Source organism: Pseudomonas sp. FG29 (genome assembly GCF_057809355.1).
Genome location: NZ_JBMDJU010000003.1, coordinates 136,249 through 153,180, shown reverse-complemented (window position 1 = coordinate 153,180; position 16,932 = coordinate 136,249). Strand labels below are relative to the sequence as shown.

The 16,932-nt window shown below is 65.2% G+C and carries 17 protein-coding genes; 6 read left to right on the top strand and 11 right to left on the bottom strand.

Going from position 1 to position 16,932, the window contains the following annotated elements:
• Positions 1 to 27: 27 nt before the first annotated feature.
• From ACODS1_RS05950 to ACODS1_RS05940, 3 genes are all read right to left on the bottom strand, one after another.
• Positions 28 to 483 (bottom strand): GNAT family N-acetyltransferase, encoded by a 456-nt coding sequence (locus ACODS1_RS05950; RefSeq protein WP_322980248.1) that lies wholly within the window; start codon positions 481 to 483, stop codon positions 28 to 30.
• Positions 484 to 657: 174 nt separating this feature from the next.
• Positions 658 to 1,356: a FadR/GntR family transcriptional regulator gene (locus ACODS1_RS05945; RefSeq protein WP_489084925.1), complete on the bottom strand. Its 699-nt coding sequence runs from the start codon at positions 1,354 to 1,356 to the stop codon at positions 658 to 660.
• A 46-nt stretch (positions 1,357 to 1,402) separates the two neighbouring features.
• Positions 1,403 to 2,719, bottom strand: a complete 1,317-nt coding sequence (locus ACODS1_RS05940) for a C4-dicarboxylate transporter DctA (RefSeq protein WP_489084924.1) — start codon at positions 2,717 to 2,719, stop codon at positions 1,403 to 1,405.
• 433 nt (positions 2,720 to 3,152) lie between these two features.
• Here ACODS1_RS05940 and mpl point away from each other — a divergent pair, with 433 nt between their 5' ends.
• The 4 genes from mpl (at position 3,153) to ACODS1_RS05920 (ending at position 5,805) form a co-directional block, all read left to right on the top strand.
• Entirely contained in the window at positions 3,153 to 4,505 is a 1,353-nt protein-coding gene (gene mpl / locus ACODS1_RS05935; RefSeq protein ID WP_489084923.1) for a UDP-N-acetylmuramate:L-alanyl-gamma-D-glutamyl-meso-diaminopimelate ligase, read from the top strand.
• A gap of 81 nt (positions 4,506 to 4,586) precedes the next feature.
• Positions 4,587 to 5,216: a flavin prenyltransferase UbiX gene (gene ubiX, locus ACODS1_RS05930; protein WP_322980244.1), complete on the top strand. Its 630-nt coding sequence runs from the start codon at positions 4,587 to 4,589 to the stop codon at positions 5,214 to 5,216.
• Positions 5,217 to 5,227: 11 nt separating this feature from the next.
• A complete protein-coding gene (locus ACODS1_RS05925; protein ID WP_489084922.1) occupies positions 5,228 to 5,518 on the top strand; it encodes a DUF2845 domain-containing protein in 291 nt (96 codons plus the stop codon).
• Positions 5,515 to 5,805 (top strand): YceK/YidQ family lipoprotein, encoded by a 291-nt coding sequence (locus ACODS1_RS05920; protein WP_489084921.1) that lies wholly within the window; start codon positions 5,515 to 5,517, stop codon positions 5,803 to 5,805. The genes ACODS1_RS05925 and ACODS1_RS05920 overlap by 4 nt, the downstream gene beginning before the upstream one ends.
• A 31-nt stretch (positions 5,806 to 5,836) precedes the next feature.
• Here ACODS1_RS05920 and ACODS1_RS05915 read toward each other — a convergent pair whose 3' ends face one another.
• The 5 genes from ACODS1_RS05915 to ACODS1_RS05895 all read right to left on the bottom strand — a co-directional run bounded on the left by ACODS1_RS05915 (position 5,837) and on the right by ACODS1_RS05895 (position 12,478).
• Entirely contained in the window at positions 5,837 to 6,316 is a 480-nt protein-coding gene (locus ACODS1_RS05915; protein WP_489084920.1) for a YbaK/EbsC family protein, read from the bottom strand.
• 152 nt (positions 6,317 to 6,468) lie between these two features.
• Positions 6,469 to 7,335, bottom strand: a complete 867-nt coding sequence (locus tag ACODS1_RS05910; RefSeq protein ID WP_489084919.1) for an MBL fold metallo-hydrolase — start codon at positions 7,333 to 7,335, stop codon at positions 6,469 to 6,471.
• Positions 7,336 to 7,529: 194 nt separating this feature from the next.
• Entirely contained in the window at positions 7,530 to 9,302 is a 1,773-nt protein-coding gene (locus ACODS1_RS05905; protein WP_489084918.1) for an acyl-CoA dehydrogenase C-terminal domain-containing protein, read from the bottom strand.
• A gap of 57 nt (positions 9,303 to 9,359) precedes the next feature.
• The gene (locus ACODS1_RS05900) at positions 9,360 to 10,733 is read right to left on the bottom strand and encodes a solute carrier family 23 protein (RefSeq protein WP_489084917.1); all 1,374 of its coding nucleotides are present in this window, start codon (positions 10,731 to 10,733) and stop codon (positions 9,360 to 9,362) included.
• A gap of 125 nt (positions 10,734 to 10,858) precedes the next feature.
• Complete coding sequence (locus ACODS1_RS05895; RefSeq protein ID WP_489084916.1) at positions 10,859 to 12,478, bottom strand: acyl-CoA synthetase; 1,620 nt, start codon at positions 12,476 to 12,478, stop codon at positions 10,859 to 10,861.
• A gap of 141 nt (positions 12,479 to 12,619) precedes the next feature.
• Here ACODS1_RS05895 and ACODS1_RS05890 point away from each other — a divergent pair, with 141 nt between their 5' ends.
• Positions 12,620 to 14,542: a sensor histidine kinase gene (locus ACODS1_RS05890; protein WP_489084915.1), complete on the top strand. Its 1,923-nt coding sequence runs from the start codon at positions 12,620 to 12,622 to the stop codon at positions 14,540 to 14,542.
• A 158-nt stretch (positions 14,543 to 14,700) separates the two neighbouring features.
• Positions 14,701 to 15,333 carry a response regulator transcription factor gene (locus ACODS1_RS05885; protein WP_489084914.1) on the top strand — a complete coding sequence of 211 codons (633 nt, stop codon included), beginning with the start codon at positions 14,701 to 14,703 and terminating at the stop codon, positions 15,331 to 15,333.
• Between the two features lie 10 nt (positions 15,334 to 15,343).
• Here the strand turns inward: ACODS1_RS05885 and ACODS1_RS05880 are convergent, their stop codons facing one another.
• Genes ACODS1_RS05880 through ACODS1_RS05870 form a run of 3 tightly spaced genes read right to left on the bottom strand, consistent with a single transcriptional unit; the run spans position 15,344 to position 16,915 of the window.
• Positions 15,344 to 15,955, bottom strand: a complete 612-nt coding sequence (locus ACODS1_RS05880) for a class I SAM-dependent methyltransferase (RefSeq protein ID WP_489084913.1) — start codon at positions 15,953 to 15,955, stop codon at positions 15,344 to 15,346.
• Positions 15,952 to 16,272 (bottom strand): DUF5629 family protein, encoded by a 321-nt coding sequence (locus ACODS1_RS05875; RefSeq protein WP_489084912.1) that lies wholly within the window; start codon positions 16,270 to 16,272, stop codon positions 15,952 to 15,954. The genes ACODS1_RS05880 and ACODS1_RS05875 overlap by 4 nt, the downstream gene beginning before the upstream one ends.
• 1 nt (position 16,273) lies before the next feature.
• Positions 16,274 to 16,915 carry an oxidoreductase gene (locus ACODS1_RS05870; protein WP_489084911.1) on the bottom strand — a complete coding sequence of 214 codons (642 nt, stop codon included), beginning with the start codon at positions 16,913 to 16,915 and terminating at the stop codon, positions 16,274 to 16,276.
• Positions 16,916 to 16,932 lie beyond the last annotated feature (17 nt).

Below are 16,932 nucleotides of genomic sequence, written 5' to 3'. Positions count from 1 at the left end.
GCGGCAAGCCAGCGCGCGGCCGGTATCTCAGTCTTCGTTGATCGGCAGGACGTAGTTCTTGAACTGCTCGTCCTCGCGGAAACCGATGGACTCGTAAACCTTCTGCGCCACTTCGTTGTCGCGGCTGGTGGCCACGCGCATGCGCACGGCGTTGGTTTCCTTGGCCATCTGCTTGGCGGTATGCAGCAGGCGGTCGGCGACCAGTTGCCGGCGAGCATCTTCGGCCACGTAGATGTCGTTGAGGATCCACACACGCTTGAGCGACAGCGAGGAGTAGCTGGGGTAGAGCTGGCAGAAGCCGAGCAGCTTGTCTTCGTCGTCGGGCATGGCCAGGTAGATCACCGACTCCTTGCGGCGCAGACGCTTCTCGAGGAATTTGCGCGAGGACTCGGGGTAGGGCAGTTCGTTGTAGAACTCGCGGTATTTGACGAACAGCGGGGTCAACAGGTCCAGGTGCTCCAGGGTGGCTTGGACGATGCGCATGGTAAGGCCTCGGCTTCTGTAGAAGGGCTGGAGTGGCGATGCAGCTGTTGTGCCAGCGGGCCAGTCGATGCTGCCTCAAAGCCAGTTGAAAGCGCAATCCAAGCAAGCGTTTGAATTGCTCGGGCCTGCTCGGTATGGCGTTGTCGCGTTCCCCAGCATGCCTGTCGCAGCGCTTCAGGTCGGCGGCAACTGCAATTGCAGGCCGAGGCGGTCGCCTTCGTTGAGAATGTGCTGGCGCATGGCACGGCTGGCCAGCTCGCTGTCACGACGGCGGATGGCGCGCAGGATGGTCTCGTGTTCGTCGAGGATCTGTTCGGCGTGTTCCGACTCGCGCAGCGTCGGGCCTTCGCTGCGCGCCAGGGCGCCTGCGGTTTGCTGGGAGACGCTGAGGAAGATCGGGTTGGAAGTGATGGCGACCAGCTTGCGGTGGAAGGCCGTGTAGGCGCTTGCCAGCGCCTGCGTGTTGCGATCCTCGACGGCCTCGCGCATGTCCATCACCAGCAGGCGCAGCTGGCTCAGCGCGTTGTCGTCGACCGACTGCGCCACCAGGCCGGCGACGAAGGGTTCCAGCGCGTAACGCAGTTGCAGTACGTTCTCCAGGGTGGCGGCGTGAGGCCGGCTTTGGGGTGTGGCGTCGCCCAGTCGCGGCGGTGCGCTGTCGAGTACCAGCACGCCCTTGCCGGGCAGGGAACGCAGCACGCCCAGGGTTTCCAGGACTGTGATGGCTTCGCGCAGGCTCGGCCGGCTGATCTGCAGTTGCTCGGCCAGTTCACGCTGGCCAGGCAGCATCTGCCCGGCCGCCCACTGCCCGCGCTCGATGGGTTCGAGCAGCTTCTGCACGATCGAGTCTACGCGTTTGGATGACGCGAACATTGAGCCTTCCCTCTGTTGTGGAGCCTTCATGCCTGGCTGCTGGGCCTCAGGCGTCCGTGCGGCCGGGCCGCGCCAAGGTGTCTGAAGCCCCATTCGCGCGGGCCTGAACGTGATCGGCGATGCACCGCTGCGCCTGGGCTAGATCCATGTCGTTTTCCCAGCGGGCGATGGCCACGGTGGCGACGCAGTTGCCGGTGAGGTTGGTCAGCGCCCGGCCGATGCCCATGAACCAGTCCACGGAGAGTACCAGCACCAGCCCGGCAGCAGGGATGGCCGGCACCGCCGTGAGGGTGGCGGCGAGAATCACCAGTGCCGAGCCAGGAATGCCGTGGGCGCCCTTGGAGGTGACCAGCGACACCAGCAGGATGGTCAGCAGATCGCCAACCGAAAGCGGTGTGCCGGTGGCATGGGCGATGAACACCACGGCCAGGGTGAGGTAGATGGAGAAACCGTCCAGGTTGAAGGAGTAGCCGGTGGGGATCACCAGGCCGACGGTGGAGCTGCGAATGCCGAGGCGTTCGAGTTTACGCATCACCTGCGGCAATACCGCATCGGACGAGGCGGTGCCGAAGACGATCACCAGTTCCTCGCGGAAGTAGCGCAGGAACGGCAACAGCGGCAAACCGCAGATGCGCAGCACGCTGCCCAGGATCAGTACCACGAACAGCGCACAGGTGAGATAGAACACGCCAACTAGCGCGCCCAGGTGGCTCAGAGATTCGAGGCCGTAGCGGCTGGTGGTGAAGGCCACCGCACCGAACACGCCGATGGGCGCCAGGCGCACGATCATGCCCATGATGCGGAAGATCACGTGGCTGACCTCGCCGATCAGCCGCGACACCCCGGCGGCCTGTTCGCCCACCAGATTCAGGGCGCTGCCGAACAGCACGGCGAACAGCAGCACCTGGAGGATGTTGTTCTCGGCGAAGGCGCTGAACACCGAGGTGGGAATCAGGCCGAGGATGAATTCGACCGGGCCATGCAGGTGTGCGCCGGAATTCAGCGCCGCCGCATCATTGCCGGAGAGGCTGGCCAGGTCGATGTTGGCCCCCGAGCCCAGCCCCAGGCCATAGGCCACGGCGAGGCCGATGACCAGAGCAACCGTGGTCAGCACCTCGAAGTAGATCACCGACTTCAGGCCGATGCGGCCGACCTTCTTCAGATCACCCGCCCCGGAAATACCGTTGACCACGACGCAGAAGACGATCAACGCAATGAGCATCTTGATCAGCTTGATGAAGCCGTCGCCAAGAGGTTTGAGGTGCGAGGACAGCTCAGGCAGCGTGACGCCGACGAGGATGCCGAGGATCAGGCCGATGATGACCTGCAGGAATATCGAGCGTGAGCAGAGCTTGAGCAGCATGGCGGGGGTCTCCGTTCGGTCGCGTTCGCCGTGCCTGTGAGGGTATCGTCGCGAGCGCTGTTCATTGTTGTGGTATTACCGGTCAGACCAGTCGAGCCTATGGCCAATGCCGAATGCTTGGCAAGCCCCATTCGTCCATCCTGGCTTCGGAGAAAATCGTTGGCGGGGTGCGACCTTTTGCGCAGGCTCCGGTCAAAAGTCGGCAGTGATGGGCATGGGGGCGGTTGGGCCGCTGTGCTAATCTGCGCCAAGCTTCCGGGCACCTCTAAAAACTACCTGCGTAGTCATCGCGGCGTTAAAAACAGGCTCAAAATGCTCATTTACGCGGAGTAAACTCCGCTTTTTCGCCTGTTTTTGTCTTGCGCTGACTGCCTCGCTTACGTTTTTTGAGGCGCCCTTTCCGGGCTGAAACGGCCCGTTTCAGAGGTCATCCATGCATATCCACATTCTCGGCATCTGCGGCACCTTCATGGGGTCGCTGGCCGTTCTGGCCAAGGAACTTGGCCACCGCGTCACCGGCTCCGATGCCAATGTCTACCCGCCCATGAGTACCCAGCTCGAGGCTCAGGGCATCGAGCTGATGCAGGGCTATGACCCCGCGCACCTGCAGCCGGCGCCCGATCTGGTGGTGGTCGGCAACGCCATGAGCCGTGGCAACCCTGCGGTCGAGTACGTGCTGAACAAGGGCCTGCCCTATGTGTCCGGCCCGCAGTGGCTGGCCGACCACGTGTTGCAGGGCCGCTGGGTAATGGCGGTGGCCGGCACTCACGGCAAGACCAGCAGTTCGAGCATGCTGGCCTGGGTGCTGGAGCACGCCGGCATGGCGCCGGGCTTTCTGATCGGCGGTGTGCCGCAGAACTTCGGGATTTCCGCACGGCTGGGCGATACGCCGTTCTTCGTGGTCGAGGCCGACGAGTACGACAGCGCCTTCTTCGACAAGCGCAGCAAGTTCGTCCACTACCGCCCGCGCACGGCGATCCTCAACAACCTGGAATTCGACCACGCAGACATCTTCCCGGATCTGGCGGCCATCGAGCGGCAGTTCCACCATCTGGTACGGATCATCCCCAGCGAAGGCCTGGTCATCCATCCGGCCAGCGAAACCGCGCTGACGCGTGTAATCGAGATGGGCTGCTGGACGCCGGTGCAGACCACCGGTGCAGACGGTCAGTGGCAGGCGCGCCTGCTCAGCGCCGACGGCTCGCGCTTCGAGGTGAGCTTCGATGGCAAGGTCGAAGGCACCGTTGAGTGGAACCTGACAGGCCAGCACAACGTCGCCAACGCCCTGGCTGTGCTCGCTGCGGCGCGCCATGTCGGCGTGGTGCCGGCGCTGGGCATCGAGGCGCTGGGCCTGTTCATCAACGCCAAGCGGCGTATGGAAAAGGTCGCCGAGGTGAATGGCGTGACCGTCTTCGACGATTTCGCCCATCACCCGACGGCCATCGCCACCACCCTGGATGGCCTGCGCAAGCGCGTCGGTGATGACACCCAGGTGATCGCGGTGATCGAGCCGCGCTCCAATTCGATGAAGCTGGGCGCCCACCGTGACGGCCTGGCCGAGTCCGCCGAACAGGCCGATGCGGTGTTCTGGTACGCGCCGCCGAACTTGGGCTGGGATCTGGCCGCCACCGTGGCGCAGGCAAGCAACCCGACGCGGGTGTGCGATTCGCTGGAGTCGATCATCGATGGGGTCAAGGCGTTGGCGCGTCCTGGCACCCAGGTGGTGATCATGAGTAACGGCGGCTTCGGCGGCTTGCATGGCAAGCTGGCCAAGGCTCTGGCTTGAAACGCATAGCCCAGCAGTAGGGCGGGTGAAACCCGCCACAGATCAAGAACCGGCGGGTTGCACCCGCCCTACGGAGCATCCATGAGCGGCCCCGAACGCATTACCCTGGCCATGACCGGCGCCTCTGGCGCGCAATATGGCCTGCGCCTGCTCGATTGCCTGGTGCAGGAAGATCGCGAAGTGCACTTCCTGATTTCCAAGGCCGCGCAACTGGTCATGGCCACCGAAACCGACGTGGCCTTGCCGGCCAAGCCGCAGGCCATGGCGCAGTTCCTCACCGAGTACACCGGCGCGGCGCCCGGACAGGTGCGCGTCTATGGCAAGGAAGACTGGATGGCACCAGCGGCCTCCGGCTCCGGTGCGCCGACCGCCATGGTGGTGGTGCCGTGCAGTACCGGCACCTTGTCGGCTATTGCCACGGGCGCCTGCAACAACCTGATCGAGCGCGCCGCCGACGTGGCGCTGAAGGAGCGGCGGCAGTTGATCCTGGTGCCGCGCGAGGCGCCGTATTCGAGTATCCACCTGGAGAACATGCTCAAGCTGTCGAATCTGGGCGTGACCATCCTGCCGGCGTCGCCCGGTTTCTATCATCAGCCGCAGACGCTGGATGATCTGGTGGATTTCGTCGTTGCACGCATCCTCAACTGCCTGGGCATTCCCCAGGACATGCTGCCGCGTTGGGGCGAGCATCATCTGGTATCGGAAGACTAGGGAGCACCTGCATGTCCATTGCCGTTCGTACCGTACTTGGCGCCACACTGCTGGTTGGGTTGCTGCCCTTGGCGCAGGCGTCCATGCGTTGCGGCAATGCATTGATCGATGAAGGCCAGCTCACCACCGATGTGCTGCGCATCTGTGGTGAGCCGGATCAGCGCGAAGTCATCCCGGCCAGCACCCAGCAGGGCGGTGGCGTGACGGTCGAGCAATGGATCTATGGCCCGCGTAACGGTGTGTACCGCTACCTGCGCTTTCTCGACGGCAAGCTGGTCGAAATCAGGACGACGCGCGGATGAAAAAGCCCTTGTTACTGTCTGGCCTGGTGCTGCTGAGCCTGACGGGGTGCGCCACCGTGCGCACCCTGGATGCAGCCAAGCCCGATGCACCGGTGGTGTACGCCGGCACCCGGCTGGACTGGTACACGATCAATGGCGGCTGCTGCCCGCTGGATCGATTCGGTGCCGAGGCGCCGCGTTATGCCGGGCTCGATCTACCGGCCAGTGCGCTGCTCGATACCCTGTTGTTGCCACTCTCGCTGGCCACCGCGCTGGGTGTGAATCTGGGGATCAGTGGCGGGCTGTAACCCGCATGCAACCCGGAAAGGCTGGCGCATGTCAGCAGGCCTCGGTTTCCACTTCCTGACAGACGTCGATCCACTCGGCCTCCACCAGCTCGGCCATGCGCTGCGGGGCGATGCGCACGGCACTATGCGTGGCGCCGGCGGCTGGCAGCACTTCGTCGAAGGCCAGTAGCGAGCGGTCGCAGTAAACGCTCAGTGGTGTGGCCAGGCCAAACGGGCAGACGCCGCCGACCGGGTGGCTGGTCAGCTCGATCACCGTTTGCGCATCGAGCATGCGCGCCTTGGCACCGAAGCACTCCTTCATCTTGCGATTGTCGATGCGCGCGTCACCGCGAGCGACGATCAGCACGTCGCGTTCGGCGATGCGAAAGGCCAGGGTCTTGGCGATTTGCCCTGGCGTTACGCCATGGGCCTCGGCAGCCAGCGCCACGGTGGCAGTGCTCGACGGCAGTTCGATGATGGTGATATCGGGCGCCTTGGCGGCGAAGAAGGCGCGAACGGAGGCCAGGCTCATGAAGCGGTTCCCCAGTTACTGTCGAGTGGCCGCGGCCAGCCTCCCTCTGGCCTGGCGCGGCCCGTCCTGGGGCGCCGTTGTGGTCACGACCACGGCTGTATGAAGCGGCCATGCTGCGCGTCCGGCGCACTCTGCGTCAATACCTTGCGCTATCACGTTGCCAGCAGATGGGCCTGCTTTGCCGCTTCATCCAGACCATAACGGCCTTTTTCGTCGCATGACACCCGGCCCATGGCGATCTGCGGGTCATGGGTGAACACCAGGCGCCCGCCACGGGCGAGCAGGTCGGCCAGCAGTACCTGTTTCTCTTCGATCAGCCCTTCGGGGAAACGGTCGTAGCCCATGGTAATGGGCAGGTGCACCCACGGCGCGCCAGGGATCAGGTCGCCCGGAAATACCACCGGCCCGCCGGGCATCGCCACTTCCGGGAGCAACTGGCCGGGAGTGTGGCCTTCACTCCAGTGCAGGCGCCAGTCCGGGCCGAGCAGCTCGCAATGCGGTTGGTCGTCGATCAGGTGCAGGCGGCCGCTGTTTTCCAATAGATCCAGCAGCTCCGGGATATAGGACGCGCGATCACGGGCGTGAGGCTGGCGCGCACGCTGCCACTGGCGGCGCCCGGTGATGAAGTGCGCATTGGGAAACAGCAGGTGCGCCGGCGTGTCCGCCTGCCAGGCGGCGAGCAGGCCTCCGGCGTGGTCGAAGTGCAGGTGGGTGAGCACCACGATATCGATGTCGGCGTCGCTCAGGCCGAGCTTCGCCAGTTCGTCGAGCAGGACGTGGCGGTCTTCCTGTACGCCGAAGCGTTCTTTCAGCTCGGGGCTGAAAAAGGCGCCGATGCCGGTTTCCACCAGGATGTTGCGCTCATCTTCCTGCACCAGCAGGGCGCGGCAACCGAGGTCGATGCGGTTCTGCTCGTCGGCCGGCATCCAACGTTGCCAAAGGGCCTTGGGGGCATTGCCGAACATGGCGCCGCCGTCGAGTTTCTGGCTGTTACCGGTGAGGGTGGTCAGGGTTCGCATGAGGGACTCTTGTTATTGGTTTTGGTGCGAAGGGGGATTGTAGCCCAGAGCAATTCCGGGCACGGCCCGCCGACTCTTGCCGAATTGCATCCGGCTACGAGGAATAAAAAGGCGCGGCGCCGAAGCGACCGCGCAACACGCTCAACCTTGCAGGGCCGCCGGCTCGGCGGTGGCGGGTTGCACCCGCCCTACGTTTAGAACTGCTCGGCGGCCAGACCGTAAAGCGGCTGGCTACCGGCGCGGATGCTCGCTTCCAGACTCAGGGTGCGCGGCAGCAGGCGGGTGAAGAAGAATTCGGCGGTGGCCAGCTTGCCGCCGTAGAAGGCTTCGTCCTCTGCCAGCTTGTTCTGCGCCACCGCGGCCATGCGCGCCCACATATAGGCGTAGGCGACGTAGCCGAACAAATGCAGGTATTCCACCGAGGCAGCACCGACGGCGTTGGGTTCGCTCTTGGCCTGCTCCAGCAGCCAGCCACTGACGGCTTCCAGGCGTTCCAGCGCTTCCACCAGGCGATCACCGAAGGGCGATTCATGGGCATGGGCGAAGTCGCGGACTTCACCGGCGAACAGGCGCAGCGCGGCGCCGCCATTGGCAACCACCTTGCGCCCGAGCAGGTCGAGTGCCTGGATGCCGTTGGTGCCCTCGTAGATCTGCGCGATGCGCACGTCGCGCACCAGTTGCTCCTGGCCCCATTCGCTGATATAGCCGTGGCCGCCGAATACCTGCTGGCCGTGTACGCAGCTTTCCAGCCCGGTATCGGTGAAGAAGGCCTTGGCCACCGGGGTGAGCAGGGCGACCAGCGCTTCGGCGTTCTGCCGCTCGCCGGCGTCCTCGGCGTACTTGGCCAGGTCGAGCTGCTGGCCAACGTAGCAGGCAAAGGCACGACCACCCTCGTTCAGCGCCTTCATGGTCAGCAGCATGCGGCGTACGTCGGCGTGGACGATGATCGGGTCAGCGATCTTGTCCTTCGCCACCGGGCCGGTGGCGGCGCGGCTCTGGATACGTTCGCGGGCGTAGCTGACGGCCGATTGATAGGAGGCCTCGGCGCAGCCGATACCCTGGATGCCGATGGACAGGCGCTCGTAGTTCATCATGGTGAACATCGCCGCCAGGCCCTTGTTGACTTCGCCGATCAGGTAGCCGGTGGCGCCGTCGAAGTTCATCACGCAGGTGGCCGAGGCCTTGATGCCCATCTTGTGTTCGATGGAGCCGCAGCTCACGGCGTTGCGCGCACCCAGGCTGCTGTCGGCATTGACCATCACCTTGGGCACCAGGAACAGCGAGATGCCCTTCGGCCCGGCCGGTGCGTCCGGCAGCTTGGCCAGCACCAGGTGGATGATGTTCTCGGTCAGATCCTGCTCACCACCAGTGATAAAGATCTTGCTGCCAGTGATCCTGTAGCTGCCGTCGGCCTGCGGTTCGGCGCGGGTGCGGATGATGCCCAGGTCGGTGCCGGCATGGGCCTCGGTCAGGCACATGGAGCCGGCCCAGCGGCCTTCGTACATCGGCGGCAGGTAGGTGGTTTTCAGGTCTTCGCTGGCGTGGGCGTCGATGGCCAGGCAAGCGCCGGAACTCAGCGCGGAATACAGCGCGAAACTGGAACCAGCGGCGTAGAGCATCTCCTCAAAGGCCACAGCGAGCATCTTGGGCATGCCCATGCCGCCGTAATTCGGGTTGCCGGAAAGGCCCACCCAGCCGCCCTCGGTGTAGGTGGCGTAGGCCTCGCGGAAACCGGTCGGGGTGTGCACGTCGCCGTTGACCCACTGCGCGCCTTCTTCGTCGCCGCTGCGATTGAGCGGAGCGATCAGGCTGCCGGTGACCTTGGCCGCTTCTTCGAGGATGGCGTCGGCGGTGTCGGCATCGACGGTTTCCGCCAGAGCCGGCAGGCGCGCCCACAGGCTGGGCGCCTGGAACACGTCATGTAGAACGAAGCGCATATCGCGCAGCGGGGCGTTGAACTCGGGCATGGTGCAACCTCGCAAGCAGTGGCGCCGCGACGAGCGCGGCGCGTGGAACGAAATGCGTCAGTCGGCTTCCGCCGGACTACGCGACTTATCCTTGATGCTGGTGAATTTAAGCAGGTGGGTACGCTCGACCAGGATGTACAGCGCCGCGCCTGCGGCCAGGCCCCAGCCTGCGCCGTAGACGGCGAGCACCACACCCATGGTGCCGGCGATGCCGCGTTCGGTGTTGTTGTTCAGTTGTTCGAAGCCGACCATCAGGCAGATGTAGCCGGTGAGGATCAGCGTCAGCGACAGGGCAATCGGCAGCACCGGCTGGAAGAAACTGACCAGCGGCAGCATGAACAGCGCGGCGAAGCCAGTGATCCAGAAGGTGCCGGCGCCGCTGTAGATCGAGTCCATCGCCTTGCGCCCGTACTTGTAGCGTTCGGCCATGGTCGCCGCCACGGCCGTCCACAGCGGGCCGGCCAGGCCCGGGTAGGGCGCGAAGAAGGCGTGCAGGGCGTTGCGGATGGCGGTGACCAGGTGGATGCGGTCGACGTTGTTTTCGATCACCTCGTCGGTGCGCAGTTCATCGGCGCGCTGCATCAGCGACTGGCCGACGATGATGTCGCCGAAGGCGATCACGTAGGCGATCACCGCCGTGGGCACGGCCAGCATGAACACGTCCAGGCCGGGGAAGCCGGCGTTGAACGGCAGGTAGTTCCACATCTCGCCGAAGGCCGGCGCGGTGATGCCCCATTTCACGTCCGGCATCTTGTACTCGCCCACGCCGATACCGATGAAAATGGCGATCAGCATGCCCGGCACCATGCCGTAGTTGACGATCTTGCGGGCGAAGGGCACGCGCTCGGTCAGGCCCTTGAACGACACCGAAAACATCAGGTACAGGCAGATCAGGCTGCCCAGCACCAGGGAAATCGGCGTGTTGGCCAGGCGGCCGCCAGCGCTGATCTCGCCCATCAGTGCGGCGATACCGGCGCCGATGATGATGCCGCCCTTCATCGAGTTGGGGATCAGTCGTACCAGGGCGCTGCCCAGGCGGGTGACGCCGAGGAAGAGGAAGATCACGAACACCAGAAACTGCAGGGCGAACAGCGCCTGAATGGCCGCTGGGCCCGGCTCGTAGTTGCCGAGAAACAACAGCACCACGGGAATGCCAGGAGTGATCCAGCCCGGCACCAGCGGCACGCCGAGCAGCGCCGGCAGCATGAAGCCGATGCCGCATACCACCACATAGGCCAGGGCCACGTCGTAGGGCAGGCCGAGGTATTTCTCCAGCAGCGGGATCATCGCCAGGCTGACCACGAACATGATCAGTGCCTGCAGCATCTCGGCGGTTTCCCAACGGTAATGCACGAAGGGCAGGCGCACCTTGAACGGGCCGAGGGGCCAGTGCGGTTGTTCGCCGCCGTCACGGCGCTTGAAAATTTGCATGAGGGTTCTCCGTCGGCCGCCTGGGCCGGTTCTTGTTGTTGTGAAAACGGTGCGGTTTTGCCGTAGCCCGGATGCAATCCGGGGAATCCGAATCGCTGTCCCCGGATTGCATCCGGGCTACGTGGTCAGAGGGCCTTGGCCATATCGCGCAGGACGAACTTCTGGATCTTGCCGGTGCTGGTCTTGGGCAACTGGGTGAAGACCACGGTCTTGGGCACCTTGAAGCCGGCCAGGTGCTCGCGGCAGAAGGTCATGATCTCGGTTTCACTGGCCTGCTGGCCGGTCTTCAGGGTGATGAAGGCGCAGGGCGTCTCGCCCCATTTCTCGTCCGGGCGGGCAACCACGGCTGCCTCCAGCACGGCCGGGTGGCGATAGAGCACGCCCTCGACCTCGATGGTGGAGATGTTCTCGCCGCCGGAGATGATGATGTCCTTGAGCCGGTCGCGGATCTCCACATAGCCGTCGGCGTGGCACACACCCAGATCACCGGTGTGGAACCAGCCACCCTCGAAGGCTTCGGCGGTGGCGCTTGGGTTCTTCAGGTAGCCCTTCATCACGGTGTTGCCGCGCATGAAGATCTCGCCGATGGTCTGGCCGTCACGCGGCACCGGCTCCAGGGTTTTCGGGTCGGCGACCATCACCCCTTCCAGGGTCGGGTAGCGCACGCCCTGGCGCGCCTTGATGGTGGCGCGTTCTTCCAGCGGCAGTTCGTCCCATTCGGCGTGCCAGGCACACAGCGTCACCGGGCCGTAGACCTCGGTCAGGCCGTAGACGTGGGTCACGGCGATGCCCATTTCCTCCACTGCGCCGATCACCTTGGCCGGTGGCGCGGCGCCGGCGACCATGGCCTTGACCGGGTGATCGATGGCCGCCTTGGCCTCGGCCGGCATGTTCACCAGCGCATTGAGCACGATGGGCGCGCCGCACAGGTGAGTGACCTGCTCGTCGCGGATCAGGGTGAGGATCTTCGCCGGGTCGACGCGGCGCAGGAACACATGCACGCCCGCCAGGGCGGTGATGGTCCAGGGGTAGCACCAGCCGTTGCAGTGGAACATCGGCAGCGTCCACAGGTAGACCGGGTGGTTGCCCATGGCCCAGGTCATCTGGTTGCCCATGGCGTTGAGGAAGGCGCCACGGTGGTGATAGACCACGCCCTTGGGGTTGCCGGTGGTGCCGGAGGTGTAGTTGAGGCTGATCGCTTGCCACTCGTCTTCCGGCCACTGCCAGGCAAAGTCGGGGTCGCCCTCGGCGAGGAAGGCCTCGTAGTCCAGGTCGCTGACCGCCTGGCCCTCGCCGTACTCGGGGTCGTCGACGTCGATCACCAGCGGCGGATGATCGAGCATGCCGATGGCGGCGTGAATCACGTCGAAGAACTCGCGGTCGGCGATCACCACCTTGGCTTCGCCATGCTGCAGCATGAAGGCGATGGCTTCGGCATCCAGGCGCACGTTGAGGGTGTTGAGCACTGCGCCGATCATCGGTACGCCGAAGTGCGCTTCGAGCATCGCCGGAATGTTCGGCAGCATCACTGCCACCGTGTCGCCCTTGCCGATGCCACGGCCGGCCAGGGCCGAGGCCAGGCGCCGGCAGCGCGCGTAGGTCTCGGCCCAGTTGCGGCGAATCGAGCCATGCACCACCGCCGGGTAGTGCGGGTAGACCGCCGCCGTACGCTCGATGAAGCTCAGGGGGCTGAGAGCGACATGGTTGACGGCGGCGCGGCCGAGGCCCTGCTCGTAGATCGACATGGCGGATACACCTTTGGCTGATTGTTAGCTCTGATTATTCCGGTAATGATGCAGGCATTACCGAAGCTTGCTGGTGATGATTTATAGGTTATTTCAAATTTATATGGAAGTTGTACCAAGGTTTTATAGAATAATTACTATATGAATCTTTCGAGTGATCAGGCGGCCGTGCCGCTGCAGGCCTGGCTGCGTATCCAGCGCGAAGCGCCATCCCTCAACGAGCGGGCGGCAGCTTTGCGTCGCGCCGTGCTGGGCTGCCCCCAGGTACGCCAGGCCTGGTACCTGACCTGGCAGCCGGCCAGCCGCACCTATGCCCAGGAAGATGGCGGGCCACGTTTGCCGCCGGGCCAGGGTGATCCGCTGGCCGCCAGCGATCAGGCCTTGTTCGAGGCGCTGACGACGCAGCCCTGCCTGAGCCTGGAAGCAGTGCGTCAGTTGCCCTGCTGGCTGGCGGGTCGACTGCGCCGCGCTGCTATTCATCACGGTCAGGCCCTGGCGCTGAGCCTGGAGGAGGGTGGTGCCGGCCTGTTGTTGCTGCAGGTGGACGAAGATGCCGGCCTGGAGTGGTTGCCCTGGCTGCGCGAGCTGCTGGCGCAACTGATCGCGCTGGCCGGTGGCATGGCGCGCAGCGCGCCGCTGCTGTCGGCCGATCCGCAGCCGGCGCTGCTGCTCGACGAGCAGGCACGGGCGTTGGAATTCAATCAGGCCCTGCAGAACTTGCTCGGCGACCGTGCGCTGGCACAGGCGGGCGCGCTGCTGCCAGTCAACCATGCGCCGTTGGTGCGTGCTTGCCTGGAGCAGGGGCGCGCGATCGAGGCAGTGGAGGCACAGGACGGCGAGCGCATCCTGATCTGGAGCTTTATCCCCGATGTTGCCGAGCGCCGTGTGCTGGCGCGCTGCCGCGAAGCGACCCAGGAGATTCGCGAGCAGCGTGAGGCCGCTCGTGCGCGACGTTTGTATCGGCTGATCACCGAGAACACCACCGACCTGATTTCCCGGCACACCCCGGACGGTGTGTTTCTCGACGCCACGCCCGCCAGTTGGACGTTGCTCGGCTACTGGCCGGAAGAGCTGCGCGGCATGGCGGTCGACAGCCTGCTGCATCCGCAGGATCAGGCTCAGCAAGCCAAGCAGGCGCGCGAGGCGCTGGAGCAGGATGGTTACCACACCATGACCTATCGCATTCGTCATCGCGATGGCCATTACCTGTGGTTCGAGACTGCCAGTCGCGCGATTCGCGAGACCTACACCGGTGCGGTGGTGGAGGTGGTCAGTGTGTCGCGCGACATCACTGCGCGCATCCAGGCCGAGGAGAACAAGCGCCGCCTGGAGGACGAGCTGGCGCACACCACGCGGCTGATCACCCTGGGCGAACTGGCCTCGGGCATCGCCCATGAGATCAACCAGCCACTGGCGGCGGTGGTCAACTATGCCAGTGCCAGCCAGCGCTATTTGCAGGGTGTCGGGGGCGATCCGGCCGGGGTAGACAAGGTGGGCCAGGGCCTGGCGCGCATCACCGAGCACGCCAACCACGCCTCGGCCGTGATCAAGCGCCTGCGCGCCTTCCTGCGCAAGGGCCAGCGGCGCATGCAGGCACTGGATCTGGCCGAGGTGGCACGCGAGGCTGTGCGCCTGTGCAACTGGGAGGCCGGTACGGCGCAGGTGGCGGTGAGCGACGCCTTGCCGGACAATCTGCCGCCGGTATTCGCCGACCGTGTGTTGCTCGAACAGGTACTGCTCAACCTGCTGCGCAATGCCATCGATGCCAACCGCGAACGCCACCCCGGCGCACCCTCGCAGGTGCGTCTGGAGGCCGTTGAAGTGGACGGCAGCCTGGCGATCCGGGTGATCGATCAGGGGCCGGGTGTCAACGACGAGCAGATGGGCAAGCTGTTCACGCCGTTCTACACCAGCAAGGCCGATGGCCTGGGGCTTGGGCTGTCCATGAGCCGCAGCATCATCGAGGGTTTTGGCGGCGCGCTGGAGGCATTGCCGGCTGAGGGCGGCGGGCTGTGTCTGGAGTGTCGTTTGCCACTGGGCAAGGTTGAGGAAAGCGAGAGGTAATCCGAGGCAGGGCGTACTGGATGTAGGGCGTACTCGCGTAGCAGTACGCCGTTTGAACGGTGGCGTGGCGCGAATTGGCGGACTGTTCGCTTCGCTACGAGCGGCCGGCGTTCCGGTCCGCCCTACGATCTGATAACAACAAGAGGAGCTGCACACAGATGCAACAACGGGTTTATGTGGTCGATGACGACCAGGGCATGCTCGACTCGACGCTCTGGCTGCTGGAGTCGGTGGGGCTGACAGGCGTGCCCTTCACCAGCGGCCGGGCCTTTCTCGAAGCTTGCGACCCGACCGCCAATGCCTGCGTGCTGCTCGATGTGCGCATGCCCGGCATGGGCGGGCTGAACGTGCAGGAGGAGATGCGCGCGCGTGGCATCGACCTGCCGGTGATCTTCGTCAGCGGTCATGCCGACGTGCCCATCGTCGTGCGCGCGTTCAAGGCTGGCGCGGTGGATTTCATCGAGAAACCCTACAACGAGCAGTTGCTGCTCGATAGCGTGCAGCAGGCGCTGGATCGCCGTCCGGCCCGGCCACGGCGCGATGCGCGGCTGGCCGAGGTGCAGGCACGGCTCGAGCAACTCACTCCGCGCGAGCGTGATGTGTTGCTGCCGCTGGTGCGCGGCTACACCAATCGTGAAGTGGCCGAGCAGCTCGATATCAGCGTGAAGACCGTCGACCTGTATCGCTCGCGGGTGATGAAGCGCATGCAGGCCGAGACGCTGCCGGAGCTGGTGGGCATGGCCATCGCCGCCGGGCTGGTCGACCCGTTGGCGCTGCGTGTTGCCACCTGAGCGCTGTGGCTCAGTCGGCCCAGCCGCGATAGACGTGGGTCATCGGCCGTGGCCCCTTGAGGTAGCCGGTTTCCAGTTGGCGGATATGAAAGCCGCCGGCTCCGATCAGTACTGGGATGTCACGATCCAGATGGCAGCCGCCAGCCAGCGGTTTCCACAGAGGTGTCAGGCGCTTCTGCCAACGCACCACCGGCAGATCCGGTGCCAGGCCGTGTTCGCAGAACAGCAGGCGCCCGCCGGGCTTGAGCACGCGGCGCATTTCACGCAGGGCTGATACCGCATCGGGGATGGTGCACAGGGTAAAGGTGCAGACGATGTCATCGAAGCTGGCGTCCGCCGCCTGAATCTGCCCCAGCTCCAGGGCGATCATCTCCACCGGCACCTGACAGCGCGCAGCGCGTTCACGGGCCAGGCGCTGCATGGCGGCTGACGGATCGACCCCGACCACCACCTCGACCCGCTGCGGGTCGTAGAATCCCAGGTTGAGGCCGCTGCCGATGCCGATCTCCAGCACACGGCCCTGGGCCTGTGGCACGAGCTGCGAACGTGCCTTCATCACCTCGCCCATGCCACAGGCGAAGTCGATCAGATGCGGCAGCACGTGGCGCTCGTAAAGGTTCATGGCGCTTCGTCGTCGTCCTCGTCGTCGAGGTTGTCGCCACGGAAGGCGGCGAAGCATTTCAGTACATGCGGGCCGTTGGCATCGGCGAGTGCCCAGCTGTCGCTGGGCGCATCGTGCGTGGCGGCACGCACCGCGGCCAGGCTGAACTGCCAGCGTCGTGCGGTGCGCCCGTCCATGCATTCGATCCACAGCAGTGGCTGCGTGGCGTCGGCGTCCGCCTGTTGCAGCAGGGCGTCATCCAGTTCGAACTGCCAGGCGTGCAGGCCGTCGATTTCCAGCATGTCGGCGCCTTGCAGCGCATCGATCAGAGTGCTCATGTCAGCGCCCCAGACGGCGCAGATCAGCCGACTCGATCACGCGCACGCCGTCCTGTTCTTCCAGCGCCAGGCGCCAGAGTGCACGGGCCAGGGCGCAGGCGTCGATGCCACGGTACTTGCCCGGCAGCCAGCGCAGCAGCGGCGCGGCCAGGCGTTCACCCAGACGAAACTCGCGGCGCGCGCCGAGCAGCAGCGAAGGGCGGGCGATGGTCAGTTGCGGCCAGCCCATGGCTTTCAGCGCTTCTTCGGTTTCACCCTTGACGCGGTTGTAGAACACCGAGGATTGCGGGTTGGCGCCCAGGGCACTGATCACCACCAGGTGGCGGGCGCCGAGTTCACGGGCGCGGCGGGCGAAGGCCAGCACCAGGTCGTGATCGACCGCGCGGAAGGCCTCCTGCGAGCCGGCCTGCTTGATGGTGCTGCCGAGGCAGCAGAAGGCGGTGTCCACCGGCCCGTTGAGCGTGGGCAGGAGCTGGTCGAGTTCACCGACCGGGTTTTCCAGGTGCGGATGGCTGGCCAGCGGACGGCGGCTGGGCGCGAGAACGCGGGCCACCGTGGGTTCGCTGAGGAGGCGGTCGAGCAGGTGCTCGCCAGTGAGGCCGGTGGCCCCTGCGATAACGATGTGCTGCGGGGTCAGGTGCATGCGCGTGTCTCTTGTCC

Excerpts from the sequence above, each read along its gene's own strand:
- ACODS1_RS05950 (WP_322980248.1), bottom strand. The coding sequence starts at position 483 with ATGCGCATCGTCCAAGCCACCCTGGAGCACCTGGACCTGTTGACCCCG.
- ACODS1_RS05945 (WP_489084925.1), bottom strand. The coding sequence starts at position 1,356 with ATGTTCGCGTCATCCAAACGCGTAGACTCGATCGTGCAGAAGCTGCTC.
- ACODS1_RS05940 (WP_489084924.1), bottom strand. The coding sequence starts at position 2,719 with ATGCTGCTCAAGCTCTGCTCACGCTCGATATTCCTGCAGGTCATCATC.
- mpl (WP_489084923.1), top strand. The coding sequence starts at position 3,153 with ATGCATATCCACATTCTCGGCATCTGCGGCACCTTCATGGGGTCGCTG.
- ubiX (WP_322980244.1), top strand. The coding sequence starts at position 4,587 with ATGAGCGGCCCCGAACGCATTACCCTGGCCATGACCGGCGCCTCTGGC.
- ACODS1_RS05925 (WP_489084922.1), top strand. The coding sequence starts at position 5,228 with ATGTCCATTGCCGTTCGTACCGTACTTGGCGCCACACTGCTGGTTGGG.
- ACODS1_RS05920 (WP_489084921.1), top strand. The coding sequence starts at position 5,515 with ATGAAAAAGCCCTTGTTACTGTCTGGCCTGGTGCTGCTGAGCCTGACG.
- ACODS1_RS05915 (WP_489084920.1), bottom strand. The coding sequence starts at position 6,316 with ATGAGCCTGGCCTCCGTTCGCGCCTTCTTCGCCGCCAAGGCGCCCGAT.
- ACODS1_RS05910 (WP_489084919.1), bottom strand. The coding sequence starts at position 7,335 with ATGCGAACCCTGACCACCCTCACCGGTAACAGCCAGAAACTCGACGGC.
- ACODS1_RS05905 (WP_489084918.1), bottom strand. The coding sequence starts at position 9,302 with ATGCCCGAGTTCAACGCCCCGCTGCGCGATATGCGCTTCGTTCTACAT.
- ACODS1_RS05900 (WP_489084917.1), bottom strand. The coding sequence starts at position 10,733 with ATGCAAATTTTCAAGCGCCGTGACGGCGGCGAACAACCGCACTGGCCC.
- ACODS1_RS05895 (WP_489084916.1), bottom strand. The coding sequence starts at position 12,478 with ATGTCGATCTACGAGCAGGGCCTCGGCCGCGCCGCCGTCAACCATGTC.
- ACODS1_RS05890 (WP_489084915.1), top strand. The coding sequence starts at position 12,620 with ATGAATCTTTCGAGTGATCAGGCGGCCGTGCCGCTGCAGGCCTGGCTG.
- ACODS1_RS05885 (WP_489084914.1), top strand. The coding sequence starts at position 14,701 with ATGCAACAACGGGTTTATGTGGTCGATGACGACCAGGGCATGCTCGAC.
- ACODS1_RS05880 (WP_489084913.1), bottom strand. The coding sequence starts at position 15,955 with ATGAACCTTTACGAGCGCCACGTGCTGCCGCATCTGATCGACTTCGCC.
- ACODS1_RS05875 (WP_489084912.1), bottom strand. The coding sequence starts at position 16,272 with ATGAGCACTCTGATCGATGCGCTGCAAGGCGCCGACATGCTGGAAATC.
- ACODS1_RS05870 (WP_489084911.1), bottom strand. The coding sequence starts at position 16,915 with ATGCACCTGACCCCGCAGCACATCGTTATCGCAGGGGCCACCGGCCTC.